This is a genomic window from Ralstonia sp. 22111, assembly GCF_052045895.1.
Classification (GTDB): Bacteria; Pseudomonadota; Gammaproteobacteria; order Burkholderiales; family Burkholderiaceae; genus Ralstonia; species Ralstonia wenshanensis.
In genome coordinates this window covers 1,308,900-1,329,948 of sequence record NZ_JBQEPR010000001.1, presented here as the reverse complement: position 1 = coordinate 1,329,948, position 21,049 = coordinate 1,308,900, and the positions used below count along the sequence as shown (strand labels likewise).

Here is a 21,049-nt window from a genome sequence, read left to right as displayed (position 1 = left end):
CGCGGCGCCTACTGGCGCGCCGAAGTCCGCAAGCGCGGACACAAGCCCATCTACCGCACCTTCGACACACGACAGCAAGCCCAGCAATGGGCGGAGCGCACGGAGGCCGAAATCACCATCGGCGCCTACGTCGATCGGACCGAGGCCGAGCGGACAACCCTGAACGATGCACTTGAGCGCTACCTACGTGATGTCGTTCCTGCCAAGCGCTACCCCGAACAGGAAAGAACCCGCATCGCACGCTGGCAGAAACATGAGCTCGCTTGGCGCACGCTGGCGAGCCTGCGTGGGTCGGACTTCGCCAAGTACCGCGACGCCCGCCGGGCCGATGGCCGTGCCGAGAACACGATCCGACTTGAACTGCAGATTGTCAGTCACGTGTTTGAGATTGCCCGCAAGGAATGGGGCTTCGAGACGCTTACCAACCCGCTCAAAAACATCCGCAAGCCGTCTGGCAGCCGTGCGCGCGATCGACGCTTGCGCCCAGGGGAATTCGAGACCCTGCGCGGCAAGCTGGCCGCCAGCAACAATCCGTGGGCGCCGCTCGCATTTGAGCTGGCCATCGAGACGAGCCTGCGCCAAGGCACCCTGTTCGCTCTGCAGTGGGAGTGGATCAAGCTTGAAACCCGGATGATCGAGTTCCCGCCGGAGGCGCGTGGCGCGGACAACAAGGGGGTACCGGCCAAGCTGCCGTTGTCACGCCGCGCAGTGGACGTGCTGAGAGCGCTGGCCGCACTGTGGCAGCGCGATCAGCTGATGGATGGCGAACGGAGCCGATTCGGCCCCGTGGATGTGACCCCATCCAGGCTGACTGGCCCTGTCTTCGGCACAAGCTGCAATGCAGTCGTGATGGTCTGGAAACGGGCCGTCAAGAGCGAGGATGGCTTCGCAGATCTGCGCTGGCACGACCTGCGCCACGAGGCCGCCAGCCGCTTGTTCGAGAAGGGACTCCATCCGCTGGAAGTGGCCAGCATTACGGGCCACAGGAGCATGCAGATGCTGAAGCGGTACACACACCTCAACCCGGCTGATCTACTCGCGAAGCTGGGGTAACTGCCCCTCATATAGGGGGGATCTCGTTGGCACAAGGGTCCGAAAAGGCCGTCGCATAGACGACACCGCGCTTTCGCAACTCTGGCCCCCGAATCTGGTTCGCCAAAAATGAGACCGACCGCGACGGTTCGTCGCCACCACGCAGGCTAGATTAGTTTGGCAATCCCCGCCGTCTAATGAATTGCAGCAGTTAAACTAGCTCGCTCCATGGTTGCAACACGGCAGTACATTCCAGTGGAATAACGAGCGTTTTGGGGGGATCGTGGATCAAGACAAACTTCTCGGCTACATCATCGCCGGCATCATTGGCTTCATCTTTTGGCTCATACAGCAACGGTTGGAAGCAAAGCCGAAGCTAACCATTAGGTTCCCTCATTGGTTCGAGTACAAGGTACCCATCACGAACAACCAGGTTGCACAAGCCAATGGGGGAGCCCCGGTGCAGGGGCAACCGCCCCCGAACATCCTGACATTCCAGACCAACACTCTCGTCATAGAGAACCTTGGGCGGCGGGCTGCTGAAGACGTTGAGATCATTCACCAGCGAAAGCCTGATCATTTTCAGTTCTCAGGTTCCGTCGTTTACGAGGAGGACGAACGCTCCAACGGAACGCACATAATCAGGTTGGCCAGTATTGGACCAAAAGAAATCGTCACCCTCAACATCTTCGCGTATGCCAATCAGCCCATCCTTGGGGGGGTGCGGTCAAAAGACGGTCCTGCCCTGAACATTCCCACGAAGACGATCCGCGCGTGGCCGAATTGGGTGAACATGGGATTGGGACTCGCCGCGCTCTTGGGGCTCTTCTATGTTTTCTATTGGCTAGTACGCGCGTTCATTTTCATCTCGCGTGCAAACGGAATGTTTTGAACCGCTTCCCAAGGAGAAAGCGCGGATACCGCTTTGACTTGGTGCCGCCTACAGAGCCCCGCTGCATGCGGGGCTCTGTCTTTGGTGGTGCCTGACGTGCTCCCGCTCCAGATGCAAACGCGCACGCAAGGCCCCACACAAAAGGCCCCATGCATTCGCCCCGGCGCTCAGCGCTTGTCTGCGCTCGTGGGGGCGTTTTTGCGCTTCTGGCGCGCGCTTCATGCAATGGGGCAGCCACGCGGCTTGGCCTTGCTACCATTCTCGCAGATGCATTCAGCACAAACTTGGGGGAAGCGTATGGAAGTCGGTGAGACTGTTTACACGTTCTGCAACCGTTGCGGAAACAACACTTGGCACAAGGTTCTCCATATTGCAAAGCAGGCCTTTAATCAGTCCGGAGATCCCGATTTCTACGAAGAGAGCACCTACTACACATTGCAGTGCGGCGGATGCCACGGCGTAAAACTGCGAGAGGATTGGTATGGGGGGAGCGGGGACGAACAGATCAGCTTCTATCCCCCGCCCTCCCGGAGAAAAGAGCCGCAGTGGTTGGTCAAGTGGTGGATGCAGACCGCCCTCACATCCAACCCAACGCTGATGATCTGCAAAGAGGTATATAGAGCGCTGCAGAACGAGCAGCCACATCTTGCAGCAATGGGCGTGAGGGCAGTATTGGAGCAGGCCATGATCGACAAGATCGGTGGCGACCGCCGAAGTTTTGATGAAAACTTGGACGAGTTATACCGCAACGGGCATGTGTCGCTGCTAATGCGTCAACGGCTGGAGTCAGCGCTGGATGTGGGCAGTGCCACGATTCACAGGGGACACACCCCGAGTAAAGAGGACCTTCAGACGCTCGTGGACATCATGGAGCACGTGATTCAGTCGCTGTACGTTCACGAGGCTGACGTTGCACGCATGGCAGGCAGAACACCGCCCCGGCCACCCAAGCCGCCGAAGGCAACGCCGTAGAGAATGCTAAGAGCGCCCTGCGGGGCGCATTTTCGCTGACTGTCAAATGCCACACTACGCGCGTTGCTACACCTCAACTCTGCCGGAATTTTGCCGGAAATCGCGGGAAATTCTGAGTAAGACACAGCGAGCCGTAGAAGTGAAATTCCTTGTAAAAACAGGAACTTGCCAGTAAGCTGTAAGGCGTTCGCCTTGGCTCTTAATCCGTAGGTCGAGTGTTCGAGTCACTCACGCCCCACCAGAATATGAAAGGCCCGACAGGCAACTGTCGGGCCTTTTTCATTTCCGCAATTTGCGATGCGCTTTTGCTTCAGTGCGCAGAAAACAAAGCGGCCGACGCTTGTGGCGCCGGCCGATCGATCCGCAGAGNGCTGCCCGCGGCGGACATCTTCGCGGTGTAACCGCAACGCGCCCACCTGCCTGCCAAGGTGAGCGCATTCACCGGCTTCCTGACGGTGCGGTTCGACAAAGAGGCGCTGTGGGCCGGCGAGCGCCACTAGCGCGGCGACGCATTTCAGGCCGTGGATTCGATGCGCAATTGCATGCGCATCTGCAGCGTCTCTCCGGGCGCCAAAGCACGCAGGCCCGTGCCTTCCCATCCTTGGGCCGCCAGGTTGATCGCGTCAGCCACGTGCGAAATAGGCTCCAGGCAGAAATATGGCTGCGCGTGCGGCGCGTGCAGGATGAAGTGGTCGAGCGGGTCATCGGCGCTGAGCGTAAGCACCCCACCCGCGCTGGACACCACGGCACACTGCCGCCATTCGCTGTAATAGACACTGAGCGCTGCGTCCGGCAATGCACGGGCGTGGCGGAAATCTTCCCGCGCCGTGATCGGCTCGCGGCGAACGGCAACTTCACCGGCATCCGTTGGCCACATCGTCGCAGCATCGAACTGCACGCGCGTATCGGGCGTGCGCGCAAAGTACGGATGAAAGCCGCCACCGGCCGGCATGCTGCTGTCGCCGTCATTGCGCAGGGTCATGACGGCATCCAGACCGGATTCGCTCAGCACCAGCGTTTGGGTGGCAGTGAACGGCCAGGGCCAGTTGTCTGCCTCGGGCACGTAGCGCAAACCGAGTTCGATCGACGACGCCGCGACCTGCCTCACTGTCCAGGCACGTGCGTGCGCCAACCCGTGCATGGCATGCGCCTGGCCCGGATGCGGTGCAAGACGGACCTCGCGGCCGTCCCAATGGAAGCGTCCATCGCGGATGCGGTTGGAGAACGGCAGCAGCGGATAGCACCCGGCTTTGGGCCACGCCAGCCCGTCGAAACCGCCGCGCAGGCAATCGGGCGACATCGGCGCCAACCAGTCGACCCGCCGGCCGCCCTCGCTGGTCGAAGCCAGCGAGGCAATGCGGCCACCTGCCGCCGGCGCGACATCCATCGTCAGCGCACCGGCCTGCAGCGTATGTATTGGCCCCGGCGCAAGCCAAGTCTTGGTCTTGCTATCCATCAGAACGAATGCCGGATGCCGACCATGCCCACGAACTGGCTGCGCCCGTTCGACGGCGTGCCGTTCTGCGAATCGCCTACCGACGCCACCGCATCCACGATGGACGTGCTCGTCCCCGAAGCGCGCAGCGTCTGGCCGTTGGCGCGCTGGTACGCCTGGATCGCATAGAACGCCGTGCGCTTTGACAGCGAATACAGCTGCTCCATCGAGAACTGGTTGTACTTGGCGGGCGAGCTGATACCGTTGCGCGCCTTCTCAGCCGTGTAGCTGTAGCCGAAGGCGAGCCGCAATGCCGGCGTCAGATCGTAAGTGGCAATCGCGCCCACCGTATTGAACGTGGCCGACTGCGTGAACAGCGACAGTGCGCCCGGCTTGTACTGAACGTTCGAGTAGTTCAAGCCGACCATCAGCTTGCCGAACGTATAGCGCGCGGCCGTGGCGATGAGCTGCGCGGAGTCGGCCGTGGCATAGCCGGAGTTGACGGGCGAGTTGTTGGCGAACGTTCCGACGTTGCTGAAGTTGCCGGCCGTCGAGCCGCTCGACACGTTCTTCAGCCGCGTATAGCCAACGCCCCACGAGAAAGCCTGATAGTCATAGCGCAACGCGGTGCTCACGCTGCTGCCGTTGGAAACGCTGCCCGCCTGCTCACCAAAGCCGTATTGCACGCCCGCTTGCAGACCACCCCACACCGGCGTGGTGTAGGTGATGGAGTTGTTGAAGCGCAGCGTGGTATCCAACGCATCGACGTCGCCGGGGTGCGCGCCGGTGGCACCCGTCAGCACGTTGGTCGGGCCCAGCGATGCGACGTACTGGAAGTACGGCGTGTACGCACGACCGAGCGTGACCTGGCCGTAGTTCGTGTTGCTCAGGCCGACGTAGGCCTGGCGGTTGAAGATGTAGCCAGCCTGGGCTTGCTGCCCTGTGTCGGCATTGAAGCCGCTCTCCAGCCGGAACAGCGCAGTGTTGCCGCCGCCCAAGTCTTCCGTGCCATACAGGCCGAACTTGCTGGCCAGCAAGGCGCCCGAGTTGATGTAGGCATTGGAGTGGCCGCCCTGGTTGCTCGAATAAGCAAAGGCATTGTCGACCACGCCATACAGCGTGACCGACGTTTGCGCTGCGGCGTGCATCGAAGCGCCCGCACAAAGCAGCGCAACCGATGCGTAGACCGGGCGGATCGAAAAGGAACGTTTGGCTCGTGTCGTCTTCATCGTTGTTATCTCGGAAATCTCCTGCACCAAGGGAACACCGCGCACCGCCGGGCCTCTCCGGACCTCGAATTTGATGCGCAGCGAGGATGCGGCACTAGGCCAGCAATTGCAACCTCAAGCGGCGCCAGCCACCCGCAACATCGGCTTCCAGCACGCGGGCATGCGGCGTCTGCACTTGCCGTCCATCACTCGCGGGCAGGTAAATCTCGAGCGTGTCGGCGTGTGTCGGCATCTTGCCCTCGCGCGATACGTGCAGCGTGATGGCCTGCGCATCCGACACCGCTCGCACGCTCCAGCGCCCCTGCTCGCCGCTGCGCCACGCTTCGGTTTCGCCGTCGTCCTCAATGCAGCCGCCGATCGCCTCGCCAATGCCGTGCATCGGTACAACAACGAAGCCGCGTTGGTCGGCGCGCTGGTCGAAATGCTGCTCCGCCACGTTCAACGCGATCACGCCGCCTTCGCGAATGAGCATGACCGGCTGGTCCCACGGCGAAGGCAGCGTGATGGTCTGTCCGCCGTCGAAGGCCTCGCCACTCCAGTACGAAACCCAGCGTGCGCCTGCCGGTAGATAGACGGTGCGCTCGGTCTGCCCCTCGTCCACCGTCGGCGCCACCAGCAGCGAAGTGCCGAGCATCATGTCATCGCACTCGGCGTAGCAGCGGCGGTCATTCGGGAACTCGGCAAACGTCGGGCGCAGCACCGGCTCGCAGGCTTGAGTGGATTGCCATAGCAGTTCGTACAGATACGGAATCAGCCGATAGCGCAGCTTGATCAGCGAGGCGATTTGCGCGGTGACCTGCGGATACATCCACGGCTCGTTGACGGTCTTGTCGTCGTTCCACGAATGGATGGAGAAGCGCGGCATGAACACGCCAAACGCCACCCAGCGCACCAGCAGCTCCGGCGACGGCGCAGGTCCCGCAAACCCGCCGATGTCGTGGCCGATGTTCGAGACCCCCGATAGCGCGAGCCCCAAACCCATCTTCAGGTTGTAGCGCAGTGTTTCCCACGACGTGTAGTTGTCGCCGGACCACGTCTGCACATAGCGCTGCATGCCGACACCGCCCGAGCGCGACACCAGGAAGGGCCGACGCTGCGGCGCGAACTCAAGCTGTGCTTCGCGCGAGGCGCGCATCATCAGCATCGTGTGCAGCACCTTGGCTTCGCGGATGGGCGCCTTCTTGCCGAACCCGTGGGCGAAAGCATCGGGCGTCCAGACTTCGAATTCGTTGTTGTCGTTCCAGGTGGACGCCATGCCGTATTCGAGCAGCGCGCTCTTGACGTTGGCCTTCCACCAGTCGAGCGTTTCCGGGTTGGTGAAGTCGAGATACGCGCCGACCTCGTCCCAGAATTGCACCCAGGCCGGCTCGCCCTTTGCATCGTAAATCAGCAGGCCGGCTTCTCTTGCTTCTTCAAACTTCGGGTGATCGCGGAGCAGGCACGGCTTGATGTTCGGGCACAGGCGAATACCCGCATCCAAGTAGCTTTGGACGAAGCCGCGCGCATCGGGGAACTTGTCGGTGTTCCAGTTGAAGACGTAGCGCTTCGGTCCGATCGACGTATAGCCCGACGACAGATGGAACGAATCGCACAGGATGTCGTGCTCACGGCATCCCTTGATGAACTCGGCCATCTGCTCTTGCGCGTTGGGCGCGTCGGTGTACGTCATGGTCGAGCCGGAATAACCAAGGCCCCACTTTGGCATCCACGCGGGGCGGCCGGTCATCCACGTAAAGCGGCGCGTGGCGTCGAGCGGCGTGTCCGGCGAGGCGATGAAGTAGTAATCGAGATCGCCGTGCGGCGCCACAAAGTAACGATAGTGCCCGTGATAGTTGTCCAGCTCGCGACCCATGTCGAAGCTGCAATCGGACAGCGTGTCATAGAACAGGCCGAAGCCGGTGCGATTTTCCGGTTGCCACGTCACGTAGAACGGGATGTGCTTGTACAGCGGATCGGTCGTGCGCGCGCTGTAGCCCATCGCATCGATGTTGCGCATCTCGTAGCGCTGGTGCGCCCGGTTCATGTCGCCTGCACGCTCGCCCAGGCCGAAGTACATCTCGCCGGGTTCGCGGCGCACGTAGTGGTAGACCTGCTCGTCCCAGTAGCCAAAGTTGTAGGCCTGCGTGGGGCGATCGTTCAGTACGGTCTGCCATTCGCCCGCCCCGCGGATCTGCCATGTGCAAAAGCCACCGGCGAGGGCAACGCTCAGGCGAATCTTGCTGGTTTCCACGCGCAGCGTGTCGGCATCGGTGTGCAGCGCAAAAGCGGGCAGCGAGAAGCCGCTCAGGTCGCGGCGGTCGCGCCCTTCGAGCGGCGTGTCGTCACCGCCCGGTGCAATCGACCACGTGGCGGGGCCGCGCAGGTCGCCCTGCGGCAGCACGAGCACGCGAATGATGTCTTCTTCCAGCACGAAGAGTTCAATCGCAGCGCCGCCACTGCTGGCCAGGCGCAGCCGGTTGCCTTCGTGCGCCTGGAGTTCGAATCGGGGGGGATGCAACATGGACATCGGTTTCAACTCAGTGTGAAGCAGAGAGACTCATCTGACGCGCGGCGCGCTCTTCCTGCGATTGCCCGCGAATCAACACGATCAGCAGCACCGCGCCGATCAGATCGAACGCGCCCAGCATGCCGAACAGCGGGCCATAGCCAACCTTGTCGGCTAGCGCCCCCACCAGCAGCGAGAAGCCCAGGCCGCCGATCCACGCAGCCATGCCGGCAAAGCCGCTGGCGGTACCCACTTCTTCCGGGTCGAACACGTCCGCAGACAGCGTGTTGACCAGGCCAGAAATCATCTGGTGCGCAAAGCCGCCCACGCAGAACAACGCAATGGCCGTATAGGGAGACGCCACGAGCCCGACGCACGCCGGACCAATCATCATGAATGCACCCAGCACAACACCGCACACACGCGACCACACCAGCGGAATGCGGAAACGCTTGATCAGGAACGGCGACAGGTAGCCGCCCGCCAGCCCGCCCAGGTCCGCCGCCAGGAACGGCAGCCACGCAAACATGGCGATCTCCTTCAGATCGAGGTGGCGCTCGTTCACGAAGTAAAGCGGAATCCAGAAGCTGAACGTTTGCCAGGCCGGCTCGGCAAAGAAGCGCGCCAGCGCAATCGCCCAGAAGCGGCGCGACGTCACAACATCCTTGACCGGGCGCTTGCCGCGCTCGGCGCTCACAGGGCGAAGCTGCCCGCCGATGATCTTTTCGCGCTCGGCATCGGACAACGAGGCATGGTCTTTCGGCGAACGATAGAACGCGAACCACAACGCGGCCCACAAGAAACCGAGGGCGCCAGTCACGACAAACGCCGATTGCCAGCCGTAACGCAGGTGCAGGAAGACCACCAGCGGCGGCGCCAACATCGCGCCGAGCGACGTACCCGAGTTGAACCAGCCGACGGCAACGGATTTTTCCTTGTCCGGAAACCATTCCGCCACCGCCTTCATGCCCGACGGAATGGCAGCGGCTTCGGTCAGCCCCATCAGTGCACGAAAGCCCGCCAACGACAGCCAACCACTTGCGCCCGCATGCAGCACGCCAGCAAACGACCACAACACACCAAACAACGCAAAGCCGATACGCAAGCCGACAAGGTCGACGATAAAGCCGCAGACGGGCTGCATGACCGTGTAGCCGACCTGGAACGCAGCCACCACGTAGGAATACTGCTGGGTGCTCATCCCCAGCTCATCCTTGAGCGTGGGCGCCAGCACGCCCAGCGAGTTGCGCGCCAGATAGTTGACGATCGTGCCCAGGCACACCAGCACGATGATCCACCAGCGCAAGCCCTTGATGGTCTTCACGGTGTTGTCTCCGATGTCTTCTTATTCGTGATTGACTTACGGGACGGCGCGATACGACTGTCGCCGTCCCGGGGTGCCGCCGTAGCGGTCAGCGCACCATGCAGGGGCGCTTGTTATCGAACTGCCAGTTGGGAATCAGTTGGCGCATGGCGATTGCGTCGTCGCGTGCGCCCAGGCCGTGCTGCTTGTACAGCGCGTGGGCCTTTTCCAGTTGTTCCATGTCGATCGTGACACCCAGGCCCGGTGCGGCCGGCACATCAATCTCGCCGCCGACGATCTGGAACGGTTCGCGCGTCAGCCGCTGGCCGTCTTGCCAGATCCAGTGCGTATCGATGGCGGTGATGTTGCCCGGCGCGGCAGCAGCAACATGCGTAAACATCGCCAGCGAAATGTCGAAGTGGTTGTTGGAGTGCGAGCCCCACGTCAGGCCCCAGTCGTCGCACATCTGCGCCACCCGCACCGAGCCCTGCATGGTCCAGAAATGCGGATCGGCCAGCGGAATGTCGACCGAGTGCAGCTGAATGGCGTGCCCCATCTGGCGCCAGTCGGTGGCGATCATGTTGGTGGCCGTCGGCAGACCCGTGGCGCGGCGGAATTCGGCCATCACCTCGCGGCCGGAGTAACCGCCTTCTGCACCGCACGGGTCTTCGGCGTAGGCCAGCACGTCGTGCTTGTCGCGGCACAGGCGAATGGCCTCCGCCAGCGACCACGCGCCGTTCGGGTCCAGCGTGACGCGCGCTTCCGGAAAGGCTTCAGCCAGCGCGGTCGTGACGACCATTTCGTCATCGCCGCTCAGCACGCCACCCTTGAGCTTGAAATCCTTGAAGCCGTAGCGTGCGTGGGCCGCCTTGGCCAGGCGCACCACCGCTTCCGGCGTGAGCGCTTCTTCGTGGCGCACGCAGGTCCAGTCGTCAGTGGCGTCGCTGCCGTCGGCGTAGTCCAGGTCGGTGCGCTTTCGGTCGCCCACAAAGAACAGGTAGCCGAGCACCGGCACCTTGGCGCGCTGTTGCCCCTGCCCCAACAGCGCCGCCACGGGCACGCCGAGATGCTGGCCGAGCAAGTCGAGCAGCGCGCTTTCCAGCGCCGTCACCGCATGCACGGTGGTGCGCAGGTCAAAGGTCTGCAACCCGCGGCCGCCGGCGTCGCGATCGGCAAATTGGCGGCGCACGCTGTTGAGCACGTTGTTGTACGCACCGATGGGTTGTCCGACAACCAGCGGCGTCGCGTCCTCGATGGTCTTGCGGATGGACTCGCCGCCCGGCACCTCGCCCACGCCGGTATGACCCTCGGAGTCTTCCAGAATGACGATGTTGCGGGTGAAGAACGGGCCGTGGGCGCCGCTCAGGTTCAGCAACATGCTGTCTCGGCCGGCCACGGGAATGACCTGGAGGCGCGTGACGCGCGGCGTGTGCAGTGGGGTTTCGGAAGCTTGGTGATTCATGGTCATCACGTATGTCATCAGTCGTCGTACAACATGGAACGGGACTATAATTGACACATTCCTGCTGAACCACCCCTGGTAAACCCGCCCCCTCCGGAGATTGCATGCCCACCACCCACCCGCCCGCAACGCTTGTGCGCCGCACCCAAAGCCTGGCGGACGTGGTGGTGGACCATATCAAAGGGCGCATCGCCAATGAATCCCTGCGCGTTGGCGACAAGCTGCCGACAGAATCCGCGTTGATGGAAGCGCTCGGCGTGAGCCGCACGGTAATACGCGAAGCCATTTCGCGCCTGCAGGCCAAAGGGCTGATCGAAACGCGTCACGGCATCGGCAGTTTTGTCCTGCCGCCGCGCGCAGATAACAGCATCCCGCTGGGCGATGCGTCCACACTGCACGACATCTTGAGCATGCTGGAGCTGCGCGTGGCCATTGAAACGGAGTGCGCAGGCTTGGCCGCGCAGCGCATCTCTCCTGCCGAAATCGACACCCTGCGCCTGGCGCTCGAAGCCATCGAGCAGGACCAGGCGGACGGCAACGACAGCGCCACCTCCGACCTGCAATTTCACCTGAGCATCGCGCGCGCCACGGGCAATGAACACTTTGTTGGCGCCCTCGCCCAGCTCGGCAAAACACTCATCCCTCGCACGCGGATGGGGCTGGCCCAAGTGGGTTATCTGAATGCGCCGGAACTGCGTGCCACGGTCAACCGCGAGCACCACAGCGTCTTCGAGGCCATCGCCCGCAAAGACCCCGAAGCCGCGCGCGCTGCCATGCGCATGCACCTCTCAAACAGCCGGGAACGCCTGCGCCGCGCACATGAAGCGGCCGGCGCGCAAACACCGGCAACGGCAGGCTGAGTTGACACCAGGGCCGTCAAGTTGTACGACGTCCTATTACTCGACGCCGGCTATCATCGCGCCCCCATGGCGTTGGCGCTGTTGATAAAGATTTGCATTCCCTCGCTCTCAGCCACGTAACCTGAGCTTGCACCGACCCCTCGTGGGTGCGCTCCGGTCGCGGAAGAGAGAGCCGCGGCCTTCTTGGCCCTGATGCTGCTGTCCCGAGTGTCAGGGCGTTTCTTTTTGGGCCCGCCACTCAATCCGCCCTTCCCCCGGCCCAATAAAAAAGCCCCGACTCGCGGGCATTTTTGTTTTCAAGCGCCGCACTCAGCGATCGCGCGCCATCAGGTGATAGCCGGCGAGCAGGATGACGGCGCCGGCCACCGAACCGACAAATCCCGCCAATTGGCCCGGCTCATACCAGCGCATCAACTGGCCGAGCAAGGCGGCTGCCAGCGCACCGGCAATGCCGACCATGATCGTGAGCAGGAAACCGCTGACGCCTCGTCCTGGCGTGATCCACCTGGACACAAGACCGGCCAGAAAGCCGATGAGGATGGTGAGACAGAGCAGTTGCATGGCAGTGGCTCCGTGGGTTGCGCCTGTCAGTGCGTTGCCGCCGCATCCATCACGCGCTCCAGGCAGAAGCCCTGCCCGTAGATTGCGCGCAGGCGCAAGCCATTCTCCGTGCCGAGCAGCAACTTCTTGCGCAAGCGCGAGACATGCGTATCGAGCGTGCGTGAATACGGGCTCAGTTCACGGCCCCAGAGCGCCAGTTCGATGTCGGCGCGCGAGAGAACGCGCCCCGCATTCGCGAACAACAGCAACGCCAGCTCAAATTCACGCGCATGCACCGACACCGAAACATCGCGCAACCGGATGGAACGATTTTGCCGGTCCAGCGTGTACGGGCCCAACTGAATCTCCGACGCTCTCACCGCCCGGCTCACGGCAAAGCGGCGGATCAAGGCATCAAGCCGCGCGAGCAACTCAGGCGGACGGATATCACCTTGGAAGCACAGGTCTGCGCCGTGATTGAGCGCGTCTGCGGTTTCGGTATCGGCCTGGCCGTCGGCAAGGTAGACGATTGCCATACCGGGGCCCACACGCTCGCGCACGGTGCGCACCAGCGAGAGGCCCGGCATGTCGTGCGCATGCGCGCCGACCATCAACAGGTTGATGCCGTGCACATCAATGGCTTCAAAAACTTGGCGGGAGAGAAACAGCGGCACACATTCGAAGCGGGTGGGCTGCAGCGCGGAGTGGATCGCCTGCTGGCGGGCGAGGTGCGTGTCGATCAGACCGATTTTCATGGCTCGGTTTCGAGGTTGACTGCGTGCGGCGCGGTCAGGCGGCGGTGCGGCGATGGTCTTGTGCATTGCTGCCGTCGCGACCGCCGCCGCGCCACATGGATACATGCCGACCAGCCAGCCAGAAGCGTTCGACCTGCGGCGGGTTCCCGTCGCCGCGCAGGGCTTGATGCAGTTGGGCGCGAACGCGTTCGTAATCGCATTCGCTCAAAACATCGGTTGCAGTCTGGCTCAACATTCGTGGCGCCTCGGGCGTGTCTGTGCTCGGTTTTCCAAGGTGCCGTCGTCTCTCGACCGGTGTGTCACCGGCGCATGCTGTGCGGGTCGGCCAATGAACTGTAGGGCCGCCGCAGTGCAGAAATGCAAATGATTGAAAAGAAAATGTGGCAAAGGCCACACGAGACCGCGATGGCCTCAGGCGTCGTGGCGATGCGCCGCGCGCGGCAGCCACAGCGTGAAGGTGGAACCGAGCCCCGGCGCGCTCTGCACGGCAATCCGGCCGCCGTGCCGGTCGACCACTGTCTTCACGAATACAAGACCCAGTCCACTGCCGGACGGCGCATTGGCCGCGCTCTCATGCAAGCGGTGGAACGGCTGGAACAACCGCGGCTGATCGTCCAGGGCAATGCCCGCGCCCTGGTCGGCCACGGCCACCGAGAACATCGCCTCGTCCTGTTTGACCGACACGGTGACGACTGAACCCGCCGCGCTGAACTTGATGGCGTTGTTTAGCAGATTCACCAGCGCGCGCACCAGCAAGCGTGGCTCGCCCCGCACGGCCGCTTCGATGTCCGCCACCACGCGCACTTCCACCTGGTGACGATTCGCGAGCGGCCAGACCTCGTCAGCGGCATCGAGCACGAGGCCGATCAGATCCACCTCCACCAGCTTGAGTGTTTGCGATTCGGCGCGCGCCAGGTCGATAAAGGCATCGGCCAGTTCCAGCGTGCGCGACGACAACTGCCCGATGCGCGCGAGCAGCGCTTCGCGATCCAACGCGCGCGATGCGTCGCGCTGCAGTTCGATCAGCGCGAGGATGGCGCTCTGCGGCGAACGCATGTCGTGCGAGATGAACCGCAGCGCTTCTTCGCGATGACGCTCGGCCTGACGCACGGGGGTGATGTCGGCAAAACTGACGATGATGTCGACGGGGCGGCCCGCTTCGTCCCGCAACGCGGCGGCGTGCATCAACATCGAGCGGCCGTCGTGCGTTTGCAGCTCGACGGGTTCGAGCCCGATGGGATTGGCCAGCCAGCGTGCCCAGTAGTGCTCGCCGGCGGCGGGGTCGGGAAACGCACGCGCCAACAGCGTCGGCAGGTCACGCAGCGCGGCCGCGCGATTCTGACCGGGCGTCTGCAGCTGGCCGGCCAGATCTGCACTGCGGCCATTCGCCAGGCGGATCGTGCCGTCATGCGTGCAGATGACCGTGGCATCGGGCAGGCTCTCGAGCGCATCGGCCAGGAAGCGACGCAGCCCGCGCAGCTTATCGGTGAGCGAGGCGACGGCATCCATGTGCGCGCCCAAGGTACGGCCAGTGCGGGCGAGTGGCGCGGTATCGCCCAACAAGCCGGGCTCGCGCGCCAGGCGCTGCATCTCGTCACGTAGGAAGCGCAACGCGGCTTCCTGCTGGCGCCAGCTCCACAGCGGATACAGCACCAGCGGGCCAACCAACGCGGCAAACGGCGGCAACCAGCGATTGCCGAACACCAGCGCGCCAATCGCGCTCAACAACAACACGGCGGCACCCGCCAGCGCCACGGCAAGCGCCATGCGCGGCGTAAGCCAACGCACGGCAAACGCGGTCATCAGCAAGGGAAGCAGCGTCATCGCCCAGAACACGCCCGGTGGCACAGGCAGGATGGCGCTGCTGTCGAGTACGGTTTGCGTGGCGTTGGCCAGCACTTCAACGCCGCTCATCGTGCGCGAAGGCGGCGTCGCAAAGATATCGGACACGCCCGATGCCGTCGCCCCGATCAGCACCAGCTTGCCGGCAAGCGCCTCGGGCGGCACGTGACCGTTGAGCACGTCCAGCGCCGGCACATGCCGGTATGTACCGGCCGGCCCCGCGAAATTTAAGCGGATATGCGCCCGTCGCGTCCAACCCGCGGCATCGGTCTCCACATCAGGCAGCGTCGGTATGGAGGCAGGCGGTTGGAGCGCCTGTCGCGCGAGCTGCACGGCAAGATGGTCCAGCACATGCGCACGCGGGCCCTCGGCCAGATACATGCCACGCACGACGCTGTCCGCGTCGGGGGCGGCATCGATATGCGCGATAGACGCGTTGATACCGAGAAACGGATAGTGATACACGCGCCCGTGCTCCGTGCGCTCAGGCAGCGCGGGCAGGATAACGTGTCCGGCCTGCTCGATGGCGGCGGTCAATGCCCGATCGCCTTCGGGCTGCGCAAGATCGGGTTCGATCAGCAGAATATCGACGCCGATGGCGCGCGGCTGCGCCTGCCCGACGCGCGCAATCAGATCGGCCAGCCGGGCGCGCGGCCAGGGCCAGCGCCCCACCGCGTCAAGGCTTTGGTCATCAATGGCCACGATGACGATATCGTCGCGCGGCGCATGCCCATGCAGCGTGATGACGGTGTCGTACAGCGCCGCGTCAAGCCGCGCGACCACGCTCCAGCGCACCGCACCCAACGTCAGCAGCGCAGCCAACACCACCAGCACGCCCCACTCCACCAGCGCGCGCCGCCCCAGGCTGCGCACATCCGACTTGGCGGGTACGGGTTCAGTCATTGAGAAGGAGATTGCTGCCGCCGCTCTGCACCGGGCTGCGCGCGGAGTCACCGACGAAGGTGCCGACGTCAATGCGCTGCGGCTTGGCGTAGACCACTGATGCCGCATCGCCCAGATCTACGCCGGTGCGGATGTAATACACGCCGGACGGCGGCCGCGGAATGGTGGCCTCATTGCCTTCGCTCACAATGTCAGCGATGGGCTTGGCGAAGCTTGTGTCGCCCGCCAGTTGCACACGCGTGCGCGCGCCAGATGCCGCCAGCTCCGGCGACAGCGCAGACCAGTGAGCGTGCAGCTTGCCATCGTCGCCGGCTTCCACTGCGGCTGTCGGCACGGCATCCGGCGGAATGTCGAGCACGCGAAAACGCAGCGCATCGCTCCACGGGCCTGTTTTGCCGTCTGCGGCCACGGAGCGCACACGCCACCACCATGTGCCGGCCGTCAATGGCTTGGTCAGACGCACATCTTTGGCATGCTGCTGGACAGCCGGCGAGGCAAAGGTCTCTGCGTCTGCGACTTCCATGTCGTAACTGCCAGCATCGGACACGGCAGCCCATGCGAATGCCACGTCGCCGCTGCGGTAAGTCCGGCCGTTGGCGGGCTGGATCGTATAGGGCGCTTCCGGGTGCAGGCGCACGGTGAACGGCCACGTGGCCGACTCGCTTGTCAGCCCGAGCGCATCGATGCTTTGCACGACGAGCGTGTAGTCGCCGTCCTCATCGCCGCAGAGCGTTACTACGGGCGTCTTGCTCAATTGGTAAGCGCTGAGTTCGGTCAGGGCGGCATCGCGCGCCACTGCAGCTCGATAGCCGACCGCGCCCTTGACGGGCTGCCACGTTGCGCGCAGGCACGGCGTCTGCACAAGCTGGGGGATGGCGTCGAGCTTGGGCGCAGCAGGCAGCGCTGCGCGCTTGAGGTGCCCAGCCGATGCCTGCACGCCAAAGCCGGCCTTGACCGCCTGCTTCTGACGACCGGCGCGCGTGGCCACCTCACCTTCGAGCACGGAACTCGTCGACACGGCGTCGCTTGCCTGCACGCGGAAACGCGTACCGCGCACACCTGTCACCAGCGCCGGCGTGGAAATCTCGTACCGGCCCACGCCGGTTTTTCTGGGCGAGACGTTGGATTCGGCCTCGCCCTGCTTCACGTGCACACGCACATCGATCAGCCCGGCACGCGCAAACGCGCGCACACGCGACAGCGCCACGTGGCTGCCCGGCGGGACCGTCACGCGCGTGCCGTCATCAAATGCCAGCGTCACGGCGCCCTTGTCGCCGGTATCAATCTGCGACGCTTCTGCGAGCCTCATGCCCGTTTGCAGCGGCTTGCCGCCGGTCGTTGCATCGCGCGCAAACACGACCTGCGCCGTGGCGGGCACCACCGGAATGCGATCGAACGGAATGCGCAGCAGCGAGCCGGGTTTCAGCCGATACGGATCGGCGACATGGTTGCGCTGCTGCAGCAGGCGCCAGCCCTCGGCGCTGTCCATGTAACGTTCCGCGAGATTGATCAACGTATCGCCTTGCCGCACGCGATAGAGGAAATCGCTGCCGTCGGCGCCGGAAGGCTGGGCCATGGCCGCTTGCCACACGCCGCCAAAAAGAACGAACGCGCCGACAAACGCGGCGCGCCCAATCAAACCACTCCAAATTGCGTCAGCTTGCTTCACCATCTTCCTGCGTGGTTTCGAGCCGATAGCCATGCGAATACACCGAGACCAGTCGCACGCCATTCTTCTGATTGAGATCGAGTTTGAGCCGAAGCTTTGAAATATGCGTGGCGAGCGTGCGCGAATCCGGGCCAATGCTGCGCCCCCAGACTGCCTGCTCGATCAGTTCTCGCGGCACCAGCTTGCCGACATTGCGGAACAGGTACAGCCCAAGATCAAACTCGCGCGGCGACAGCTCGACCTGCGAGCCATTCAACGTCAGCACGCGCCCGACCGGGTCCACCGCGTACGGGCCGACGCGAATGCGTTCGAGCGATTCGCTCGTGCGCGGCGCGGCGCGACGCAGCAGCGCACCGACACGCGCTACCAGCTCGGCGCGGCGCACCGGCTTGACGACGTAATCATCGGCGCCGGCGGCCAGCCCGCGTACCACGTCGTCTTCGAGCGACCGGTTGGTCAGAAACAGCACCGGCAGGGCTGGGCCGACCGTCTGCCGCACCCAGCTCACAAGCTGGATGCCGCTGATATCGGGCAACTGCCAGTCGAGCAGCAGCAGGTCGAAGGTACGATCCCGCAGCGCCTTGACGAAGGCATCTCCGTTACTGAAACACTCGCATTCGTATCCGGACGAAACCAGGATCTCTCGGATCAAATCGGACTGCGCCTGGTTGTCTTCTACCGAGGCAATTCGTATCGCCATCTGGATTGCCTTTCCCCGTTTCGGGTCCGGCATCGCTATGCGAAATGCCGGCTCACTCCGTTCGTCGTTGTGATCGGGGTCCCGGACCGGCGCATCGTTGTTCGATCCACCTGCCACCATTGGCGCGGCACGTGTCCGCCGCGCAAGACCTTACCCACGCCCCGCCAGCATGTGTGGCACGCCGGCTTGAGCCCAGCTCATGCTAAAAGGCCGCCTTTGTCATATTGCAAACAATTGTGAAAAGCTAAGCGCAGAGCCGGGTTTCCTTGGCGTTCTATCATTTTTTATCGCGCCATTACAAGGTGCGAGGCCTCAGGAAGTATAGGAGCCGACCAACGGGCTGGAGGCCCTACCGGGTATACGCTGCCTCCAGGTCCTCGTTGCAGAACCTGCCGCTAGCTGTCTCGCTTGCGCGTCCAAGCCGCGGTCGCCGCCCAGAACACCAGCGCCGCCAAGCTGAGAGCGGCCCCCAGAACACACACCCCTGACCAGCCGGCCGACGCATACACCAGCGTCGAAGTCACCGCTCCGAACCCACTGCCCGCCGCATAGAACAGCATGTAGGCGCCCACCAGCCGGCTGTGCGCCTCTGGCTGCAAGCGAAAAATCAGACTCTGGTTGAGCACGTGCACCGCTTGCCCACCCAGGTCCAACAGAATCACGCCGGCGATCAACCACGCCAGATGCTGCAATCCGAGACCGAGCGGCCACCACGCGAGCAGCAACAAACCCAAGGCGACGCCCGTCGCCATCTGCGCCCAACCACGGTCCGCCAGATGCCCGGCTCGCGCGGCAGCCACCGCACCAATCGCACCGACCAAACCGAATGCTCCAATGCCTGCCGGCGAGAACGCATAGGGCGGCGCACTCAGAGCCAGCGCCATCGCGCTCCAGAAGACATTGAACGCCGCGAACATCAACAAACCGATCAGGCCGCGCGCCTGCAACACACGTTCGGTCATCAGAAGTTGCCACATCGAGCGCAGGAGCGCCGTATATCTCATGGGCGAAAGCGCAGTCGGCGGTGCCGGTAGTGAGCGCCAGAGCATAAACAGCATCGCTGCCGAGAGACCGGCTGACACCATATAGACGGCACGCCAGCCTGCGGCATCCGCAATCAAGCCCGCCCCGGCGCGCGCCAGCAAGAGACCGATCACGACCCCACCCTGCACCGCACCCACCACACGCCCGCGCTCCGCCGATTGCGCCAACGCGGCGGCGCAGGCGATCAGTCCTTGCGTCATCGCTGTGCCCAGCAAACCAACCGAAAACATGCCAAGCAGCAACCACCAGCGCACCGGTGCAAGTGCTACCGCGAGCAACGCCAGCGTGAGCAAGACGAGCTGCACCAGAAGCAGCGGCTTGCGCGGCCAGCGATCCCCTAACGGCACGACTAGCGCCAGGGCAAGTGCGCAGCCAGCCTGCGTTGCACCGATGATGCCGCCGGCCCAGGCATCGCTGAGCGCAAAGTCACGGGCCAGTGGTTCGAGCAGCGGCTGGGCAAAGTAGACGTTCGATACGCTAGCCGCTGCGCAAAGCGCCAGCATGGCAACCCACGCGTGCGGCAACACCCGGGAGGGACTGGCACGCCCGGTAGACGAATGCTCGGCAACACAATCAGGGGGCATCTGCTACCTCATTTGGTTTTAATTTAAAACCACTTGAGTCTAGGCAACCTGGTTTTCTTATGCAACCACTTGGCTGAAGGGATTGGCTGGCGACGCCGATGGCGGCTGCATCAACGCTGAGGTGTGCGCTGTCCAAACAGAAGAATGCACGGCGAGGAACGCTCAGCCCGAAGCACGCGCATCGCGCACGATGCAAAAACAAAAAGCCCCGAACCAGTCGGGGCTTTTCTTTTGCGTTCTGGAGGCGGAGGCCGGAATCGAACCGGCGTACACGGCTTTGCAGGCCGCTGCATAACCACTTTGCTACCCCGCCAGGGGCTCAGCACCGCATTGTAGCAATTCGTGGAGAACCGCGTGCTTGCCGTGCCGATAAAGAAAAAGGGAAGCAAGGCTTCCCTTCGGGATTGGAGCGGGAAACGAGGCTCGAACTCGCGACCTCAACCTTGGCAAGGTTGCGCTCTACCAACTGAGCTATTCCCGCGTAACCGGTTATGCCGCCGCGCCATCACATCAACACGGCCACATATTTCAAACTGGAGCGGGAAACGAGGCTCGAACTCGCGACCTCAACCTTGGCAAGGTTGCGCTCTACCAACTGAGCTATTCCCGCATTTTGGCTACCAGCACTGCCGTACAACCTTTGTGCTGCCAGACCGTTTGCGTCACATCACTGCAACGCGAGAACGAGATTATGGCAAAGAAGAATCATCCTCGTCAACAGTTTTGCGCAAGAGTTTTTACAGCCTCATTTTGCGCGCTCGCGAATCTGCGGCCAGGCGAGCTTCATGTAGTACGCCATCGACCACAGCGTAAGCACCGCCGCCACGTAAATCAGCCACGTGCCCCACACCTGCGCGTCGATCATGTCGAACAGGCGGCCCTCGAACAGCAGCAACGGAATCGCAATCATCTGGAAGGTCGTCTTCAGCTTGCCGAGGAAGTTCACGGCCACGCTCTTCGACGCGCCAATTTGGGCCATCCACTCACGTAGGGCAGAGATGGTGATCTCGCGGCCGATGATGACGAGCGCGATGACGTCTGACACGCGGCCCAATGACAGCAGCACCAGCAGGGCCGCGGCCACCATCAGCTTGTCGGCCACGGGATCGAGGAAGGCCCCGAAGGCGGAGGTCTGGTTCCAGCGGCGAGCAAGAAAGCCGTCGAACCAATCGGTGAGGCTTGCGACGATGAAAAACACCGCAGCCGTCAGGTTCTTGGCAGGCAGTGCCATCCAGGTGTCCGGCACGTAGAACACGCCCACCACCAGCGGGATCATGGCCACACGCAACCAGGTCAGGAGGATCGGGAAGTTGAAAGGCATGGCAAATCGAGAGGACAACCG

The 21,049-nt window shown here is 63.3% G+C and carries 17 protein-coding genes and 3 tRNA genes; 4 read left to right on the top strand and 16 right to left on the bottom strand.

Annotated elements, in window-relative coordinates; translation table 11 throughout:
• The 3 genes from ACTJK4_RS06250 to ACTJK4_RS06240 form a co-directional block, all read left to right on the top strand.
• Positions 1-1,053 (top strand): tyrosine-type recombinase/integrase (locus ACTJK4_RS06250; protein ID WP_440816796.1); only part of this gene is annotated, 1,053 nt, incomplete at its 5' end.
• A gap of 262 nt (positions 1,054-1,315) precedes the next feature.
• Entirely contained in the window at positions 1,316-1,924 is a 609-nt protein-coding gene (locus ACTJK4_RS06245; protein ID WP_440816794.1) for a hypothetical protein, read from the top strand.
• Between the two features lie 174 nt (positions 1,925-2,098).
• Positions 2,099-2,896: a DUF4145 domain-containing protein gene (locus tag ACTJK4_RS06240; protein ID WP_440816792.1), complete on the top strand. Its 798-nt coding sequence runs from the start codon at positions 2,099-2,101 to the stop codon at positions 2,894-2,896.
• A 514-nt stretch (positions 2,897-3,410) separates the two neighbouring features.
• Here the strand turns inward: ACTJK4_RS06240 and ACTJK4_RS06235 are convergent.
• The 5 genes from ACTJK4_RS06235 to gudD form a co-directional block, all read right to left on the bottom strand.
• Positions 3,411-4,352 carry an aldose 1-epimerase gene (locus ACTJK4_RS06235; protein ID WP_440816789.1) on the bottom strand — a complete coding sequence of 314 codons (942 nt, stop codon included), beginning with the start codon at positions 4,350-4,352 and terminating at the stop codon, positions 3,411-3,413.
• Positions 4,352-5,560 carry a porin gene (locus tag ACTJK4_RS06230; protein WP_440816787.1) on the bottom strand — a complete coding sequence of 403 codons (1,209 nt, stop codon included), beginning with the start codon at positions 5,558-5,560 and terminating at the stop codon, positions 4,352-4,354. Before ACTJK4_RS06230 ends, ACTJK4_RS06235 begins: the two co-directional genes overlap by 1 nt.
• A 94-nt stretch (positions 5,561-5,654) precedes the next feature.
• Complete coding sequence (locus tag ACTJK4_RS06225; protein WP_440816784.1) at positions 5,655-8,066, bottom strand: TIM-barrel domain-containing protein; 2,412 nt, start codon at positions 8,064-8,066, stop codon at positions 5,655-5,657.
• 10 nt (positions 8,067-8,076) lie between these two features.
• Positions 8,077-9,369 (bottom strand): MFS transporter, encoded by a 1,293-nt coding sequence (locus ACTJK4_RS06220; protein WP_440816781.1) that lies wholly within the window; start codon positions 9,367-9,369, stop codon positions 8,077-8,079.
• 88 nt (positions 9,370-9,457) lie between these two features.
• On the bottom strand, positions 9,458-10,828 hold the full coding sequence (gene gudD / locus ACTJK4_RS06215) for a glucarate dehydratase (RefSeq protein WP_440816778.1): 1,371 nt from the start codon (positions 10,826-10,828) through the stop codon (positions 9,458-9,460).
• Between the two features lie 86 nt (positions 10,829-10,914).
• Here gudD and ACTJK4_RS06210 point away from each other — a divergent pair, with 86 nt between their 5' ends.
• Entirely contained in the window at positions 10,915-11,670 is a 756-nt protein-coding gene (locus tag ACTJK4_RS06210; protein WP_440816775.1) for a FadR/GntR family transcriptional regulator, read from the top strand.
• 309 nt (positions 11,671-11,979) lie between these two features.
• Here the strand turns inward: ACTJK4_RS06210 and ACTJK4_RS06205 are convergent, their stop codons facing one another.
• From ACTJK4_RS06205 to pgsA, 11 genes are all read right to left on the bottom strand, one after another.
• On the bottom strand, positions 11,980-12,231 hold the full coding sequence (locus ACTJK4_RS06205) for a GlsB/YeaQ/YmgE family stress response membrane protein (protein ID WP_440816772.1): 252 nt from the start codon (positions 12,229-12,231) through the stop codon (positions 11,980-11,982).
• A gap of 26 nt (positions 12,232-12,257) precedes the next feature.
• Complete coding sequence (locus ACTJK4_RS06200) at positions 12,258-12,965, bottom strand: response regulator transcription factor (RefSeq protein WP_232042420.1); 708 nt, start codon at positions 12,963-12,965, stop codon at positions 12,258-12,260.
• Positions 12,966-12,999: 34 nt separating this feature from the next.
• A complete protein-coding gene (locus ACTJK4_RS06195) occupies positions 13,000-13,200 on the bottom strand; it encodes a hypothetical protein (protein ID WP_260804236.1) in 201 nt (66 codons plus the stop codon).
• A 176-nt stretch (positions 13,201-13,376) separates the two neighbouring features.
• A complete protein-coding gene (locus ACTJK4_RS06190) occupies positions 13,377-15,710 on the bottom strand; it encodes a CHASE2 domain-containing protein (RefSeq protein ID WP_440816768.1) in 2,334 nt (777 codons plus the stop codon).
• The gene (locus tag ACTJK4_RS06185) at positions 15,703-17,382 is read right to left on the bottom strand and encodes a FecR domain-containing protein (protein ID WP_440816765.1); all 1,680 of its coding nucleotides are present in this window, start codon (positions 17,380-17,382) and stop codon (positions 15,703-15,705) included. The genes ACTJK4_RS06190 and ACTJK4_RS06185 overlap by 8 nt, the downstream gene beginning before the upstream one ends.
• Positions 17,366-18,079: a response regulator transcription factor gene (locus ACTJK4_RS06180; protein ID WP_045204378.1), complete on the bottom strand. Its 714-nt coding sequence runs from the start codon at positions 18,077-18,079 to the stop codon at positions 17,366-17,368. The genes ACTJK4_RS06185 and ACTJK4_RS06180 overlap by 17 nt, the downstream gene beginning before the upstream one ends.
• Before the next feature lie 395 nt (positions 18,080-18,474).
• Positions 18,475-19,707 (bottom strand): MFS transporter, encoded by a 1,233-nt coding sequence (locus ACTJK4_RS06175; protein ID WP_392397790.1) that lies wholly within the window; start codon positions 19,705-19,707, stop codon positions 18,475-18,477.
• A gap of 239 nt (positions 19,708-19,946) precedes the next feature.
• Positions 19,947-20,020 (bottom strand) — tRNA-Cys (locus tag ACTJK4_RS06170).
• A gap of 92 nt (positions 20,021-20,112) precedes the next feature.
• A tRNA-Gly gene (locus tag ACTJK4_RS06165) sits at positions 20,113-20,188 on the bottom strand.
• A gap of 53 nt (positions 20,189-20,241) precedes the next feature.
• Positions 20,242-20,317 (bottom strand) — tRNA-Gly (locus ACTJK4_RS06160).
• 135 nt (positions 20,318-20,452) lie between these two features.
• Positions 20,453-21,028, bottom strand: a complete 576-nt coding sequence (gene pgsA, locus ACTJK4_RS06155; RefSeq protein WP_232042414.1) for a CDP-diacylglycerol--glycerol-3-phosphate 3-phosphatidyltransferase — start codon at positions 21,026-21,028, stop codon at positions 20,453-20,455.
• Positions 21,029-21,049: the final 21 nt, after the last annotated feature.

What these genes read in the sequence shown, in the direction of transcription:
- ACTJK4_RS06235 (WP_440816789.1), bottom strand. Translation starts at nt 4,352, where the DNA reads ATGGATAGCAAGACCAAGACTTGGCTTGCGCCGGGGCCAATACATACG.
- ACTJK4_RS06230 (WP_440816787.1), bottom strand. Translation starts at nt 5,560, where the DNA reads ATGAAGACGACACGAGCCAAACGTTCCTTTTCGATCCGCCCGGTCTAC.
- ACTJK4_RS06225 (WP_440816784.1), bottom strand. Translation starts at nt 8,066, where the DNA reads ATGTCCATGTTGCATCCCCCCCGATTCGAACTCCAGGCGCACGAAGGC.
- gudD (WP_440816778.1), bottom strand. Translation starts at nt 10,828, where the DNA reads ATGACATACGTGATGACCATGAATCACCAAGCTTCCGAAACCCCACTG.
- ACTJK4_RS06210 (WP_440816775.1), top strand. Translation starts at nt 10,915, where the DNA reads ATGCCCACCACCCACCCGCCCGCAACGCTTGTGCGCCGCACCCAAAGC.
- ACTJK4_RS06205 (WP_440816772.1), bottom strand. Translation starts at nt 12,231, where the DNA reads ATGCAACTGCTCTGTCTCACCATCCTCATCGGCTTTCTGGCCGGTCTT.
- ACTJK4_RS06200 (WP_232042420.1), bottom strand. Translation starts at nt 12,965, where the DNA reads ATGAAAATCGGTCTGATCGACACGCACCTCGCCCGCCAGCAGGCGATC.
- ACTJK4_RS06195 (WP_260804236.1), bottom strand. Translation starts at nt 13,200, where the DNA reads ATGTTGAGCCAGACTGCAACCGATGTTTTGAGCGAATGCGATTACGAA.
- ACTJK4_RS06190 (WP_440816768.1), bottom strand. Translation starts at nt 15,710, where the DNA reads ATGACTGAACCCGTACCCGCCAAGTCGGATGTGCGCAGCCTGGGGCGG.
- ACTJK4_RS06185 (WP_440816765.1), bottom strand. Translation starts at nt 17,382, where the DNA reads ATGGTGAAGCAAGCTGACGCAATTTGGAGTGGTTTGATTGGGCGCGCC.
- ACTJK4_RS06180 (WP_045204378.1), bottom strand. Translation starts at nt 18,079, where the DNA reads ATGGCGATACGAATTGCCTCGGTAGAAGACAACCAGGCGCAGTCCGAT.
- ACTJK4_RS06175 (WP_392397790.1), bottom strand. Translation starts at nt 19,707, where the DNA reads ATGCCCCCTGATTGTGTTGCCGAGCATTCGTCTACCGGGCGTGCCAGT.
- pgsA (WP_232042414.1), bottom strand. Translation starts at nt 21,028, where the DNA reads ATGCCTTTCAACTTCCCGATCCTCCTGACCTGGTTGCGTGTGGCCATG.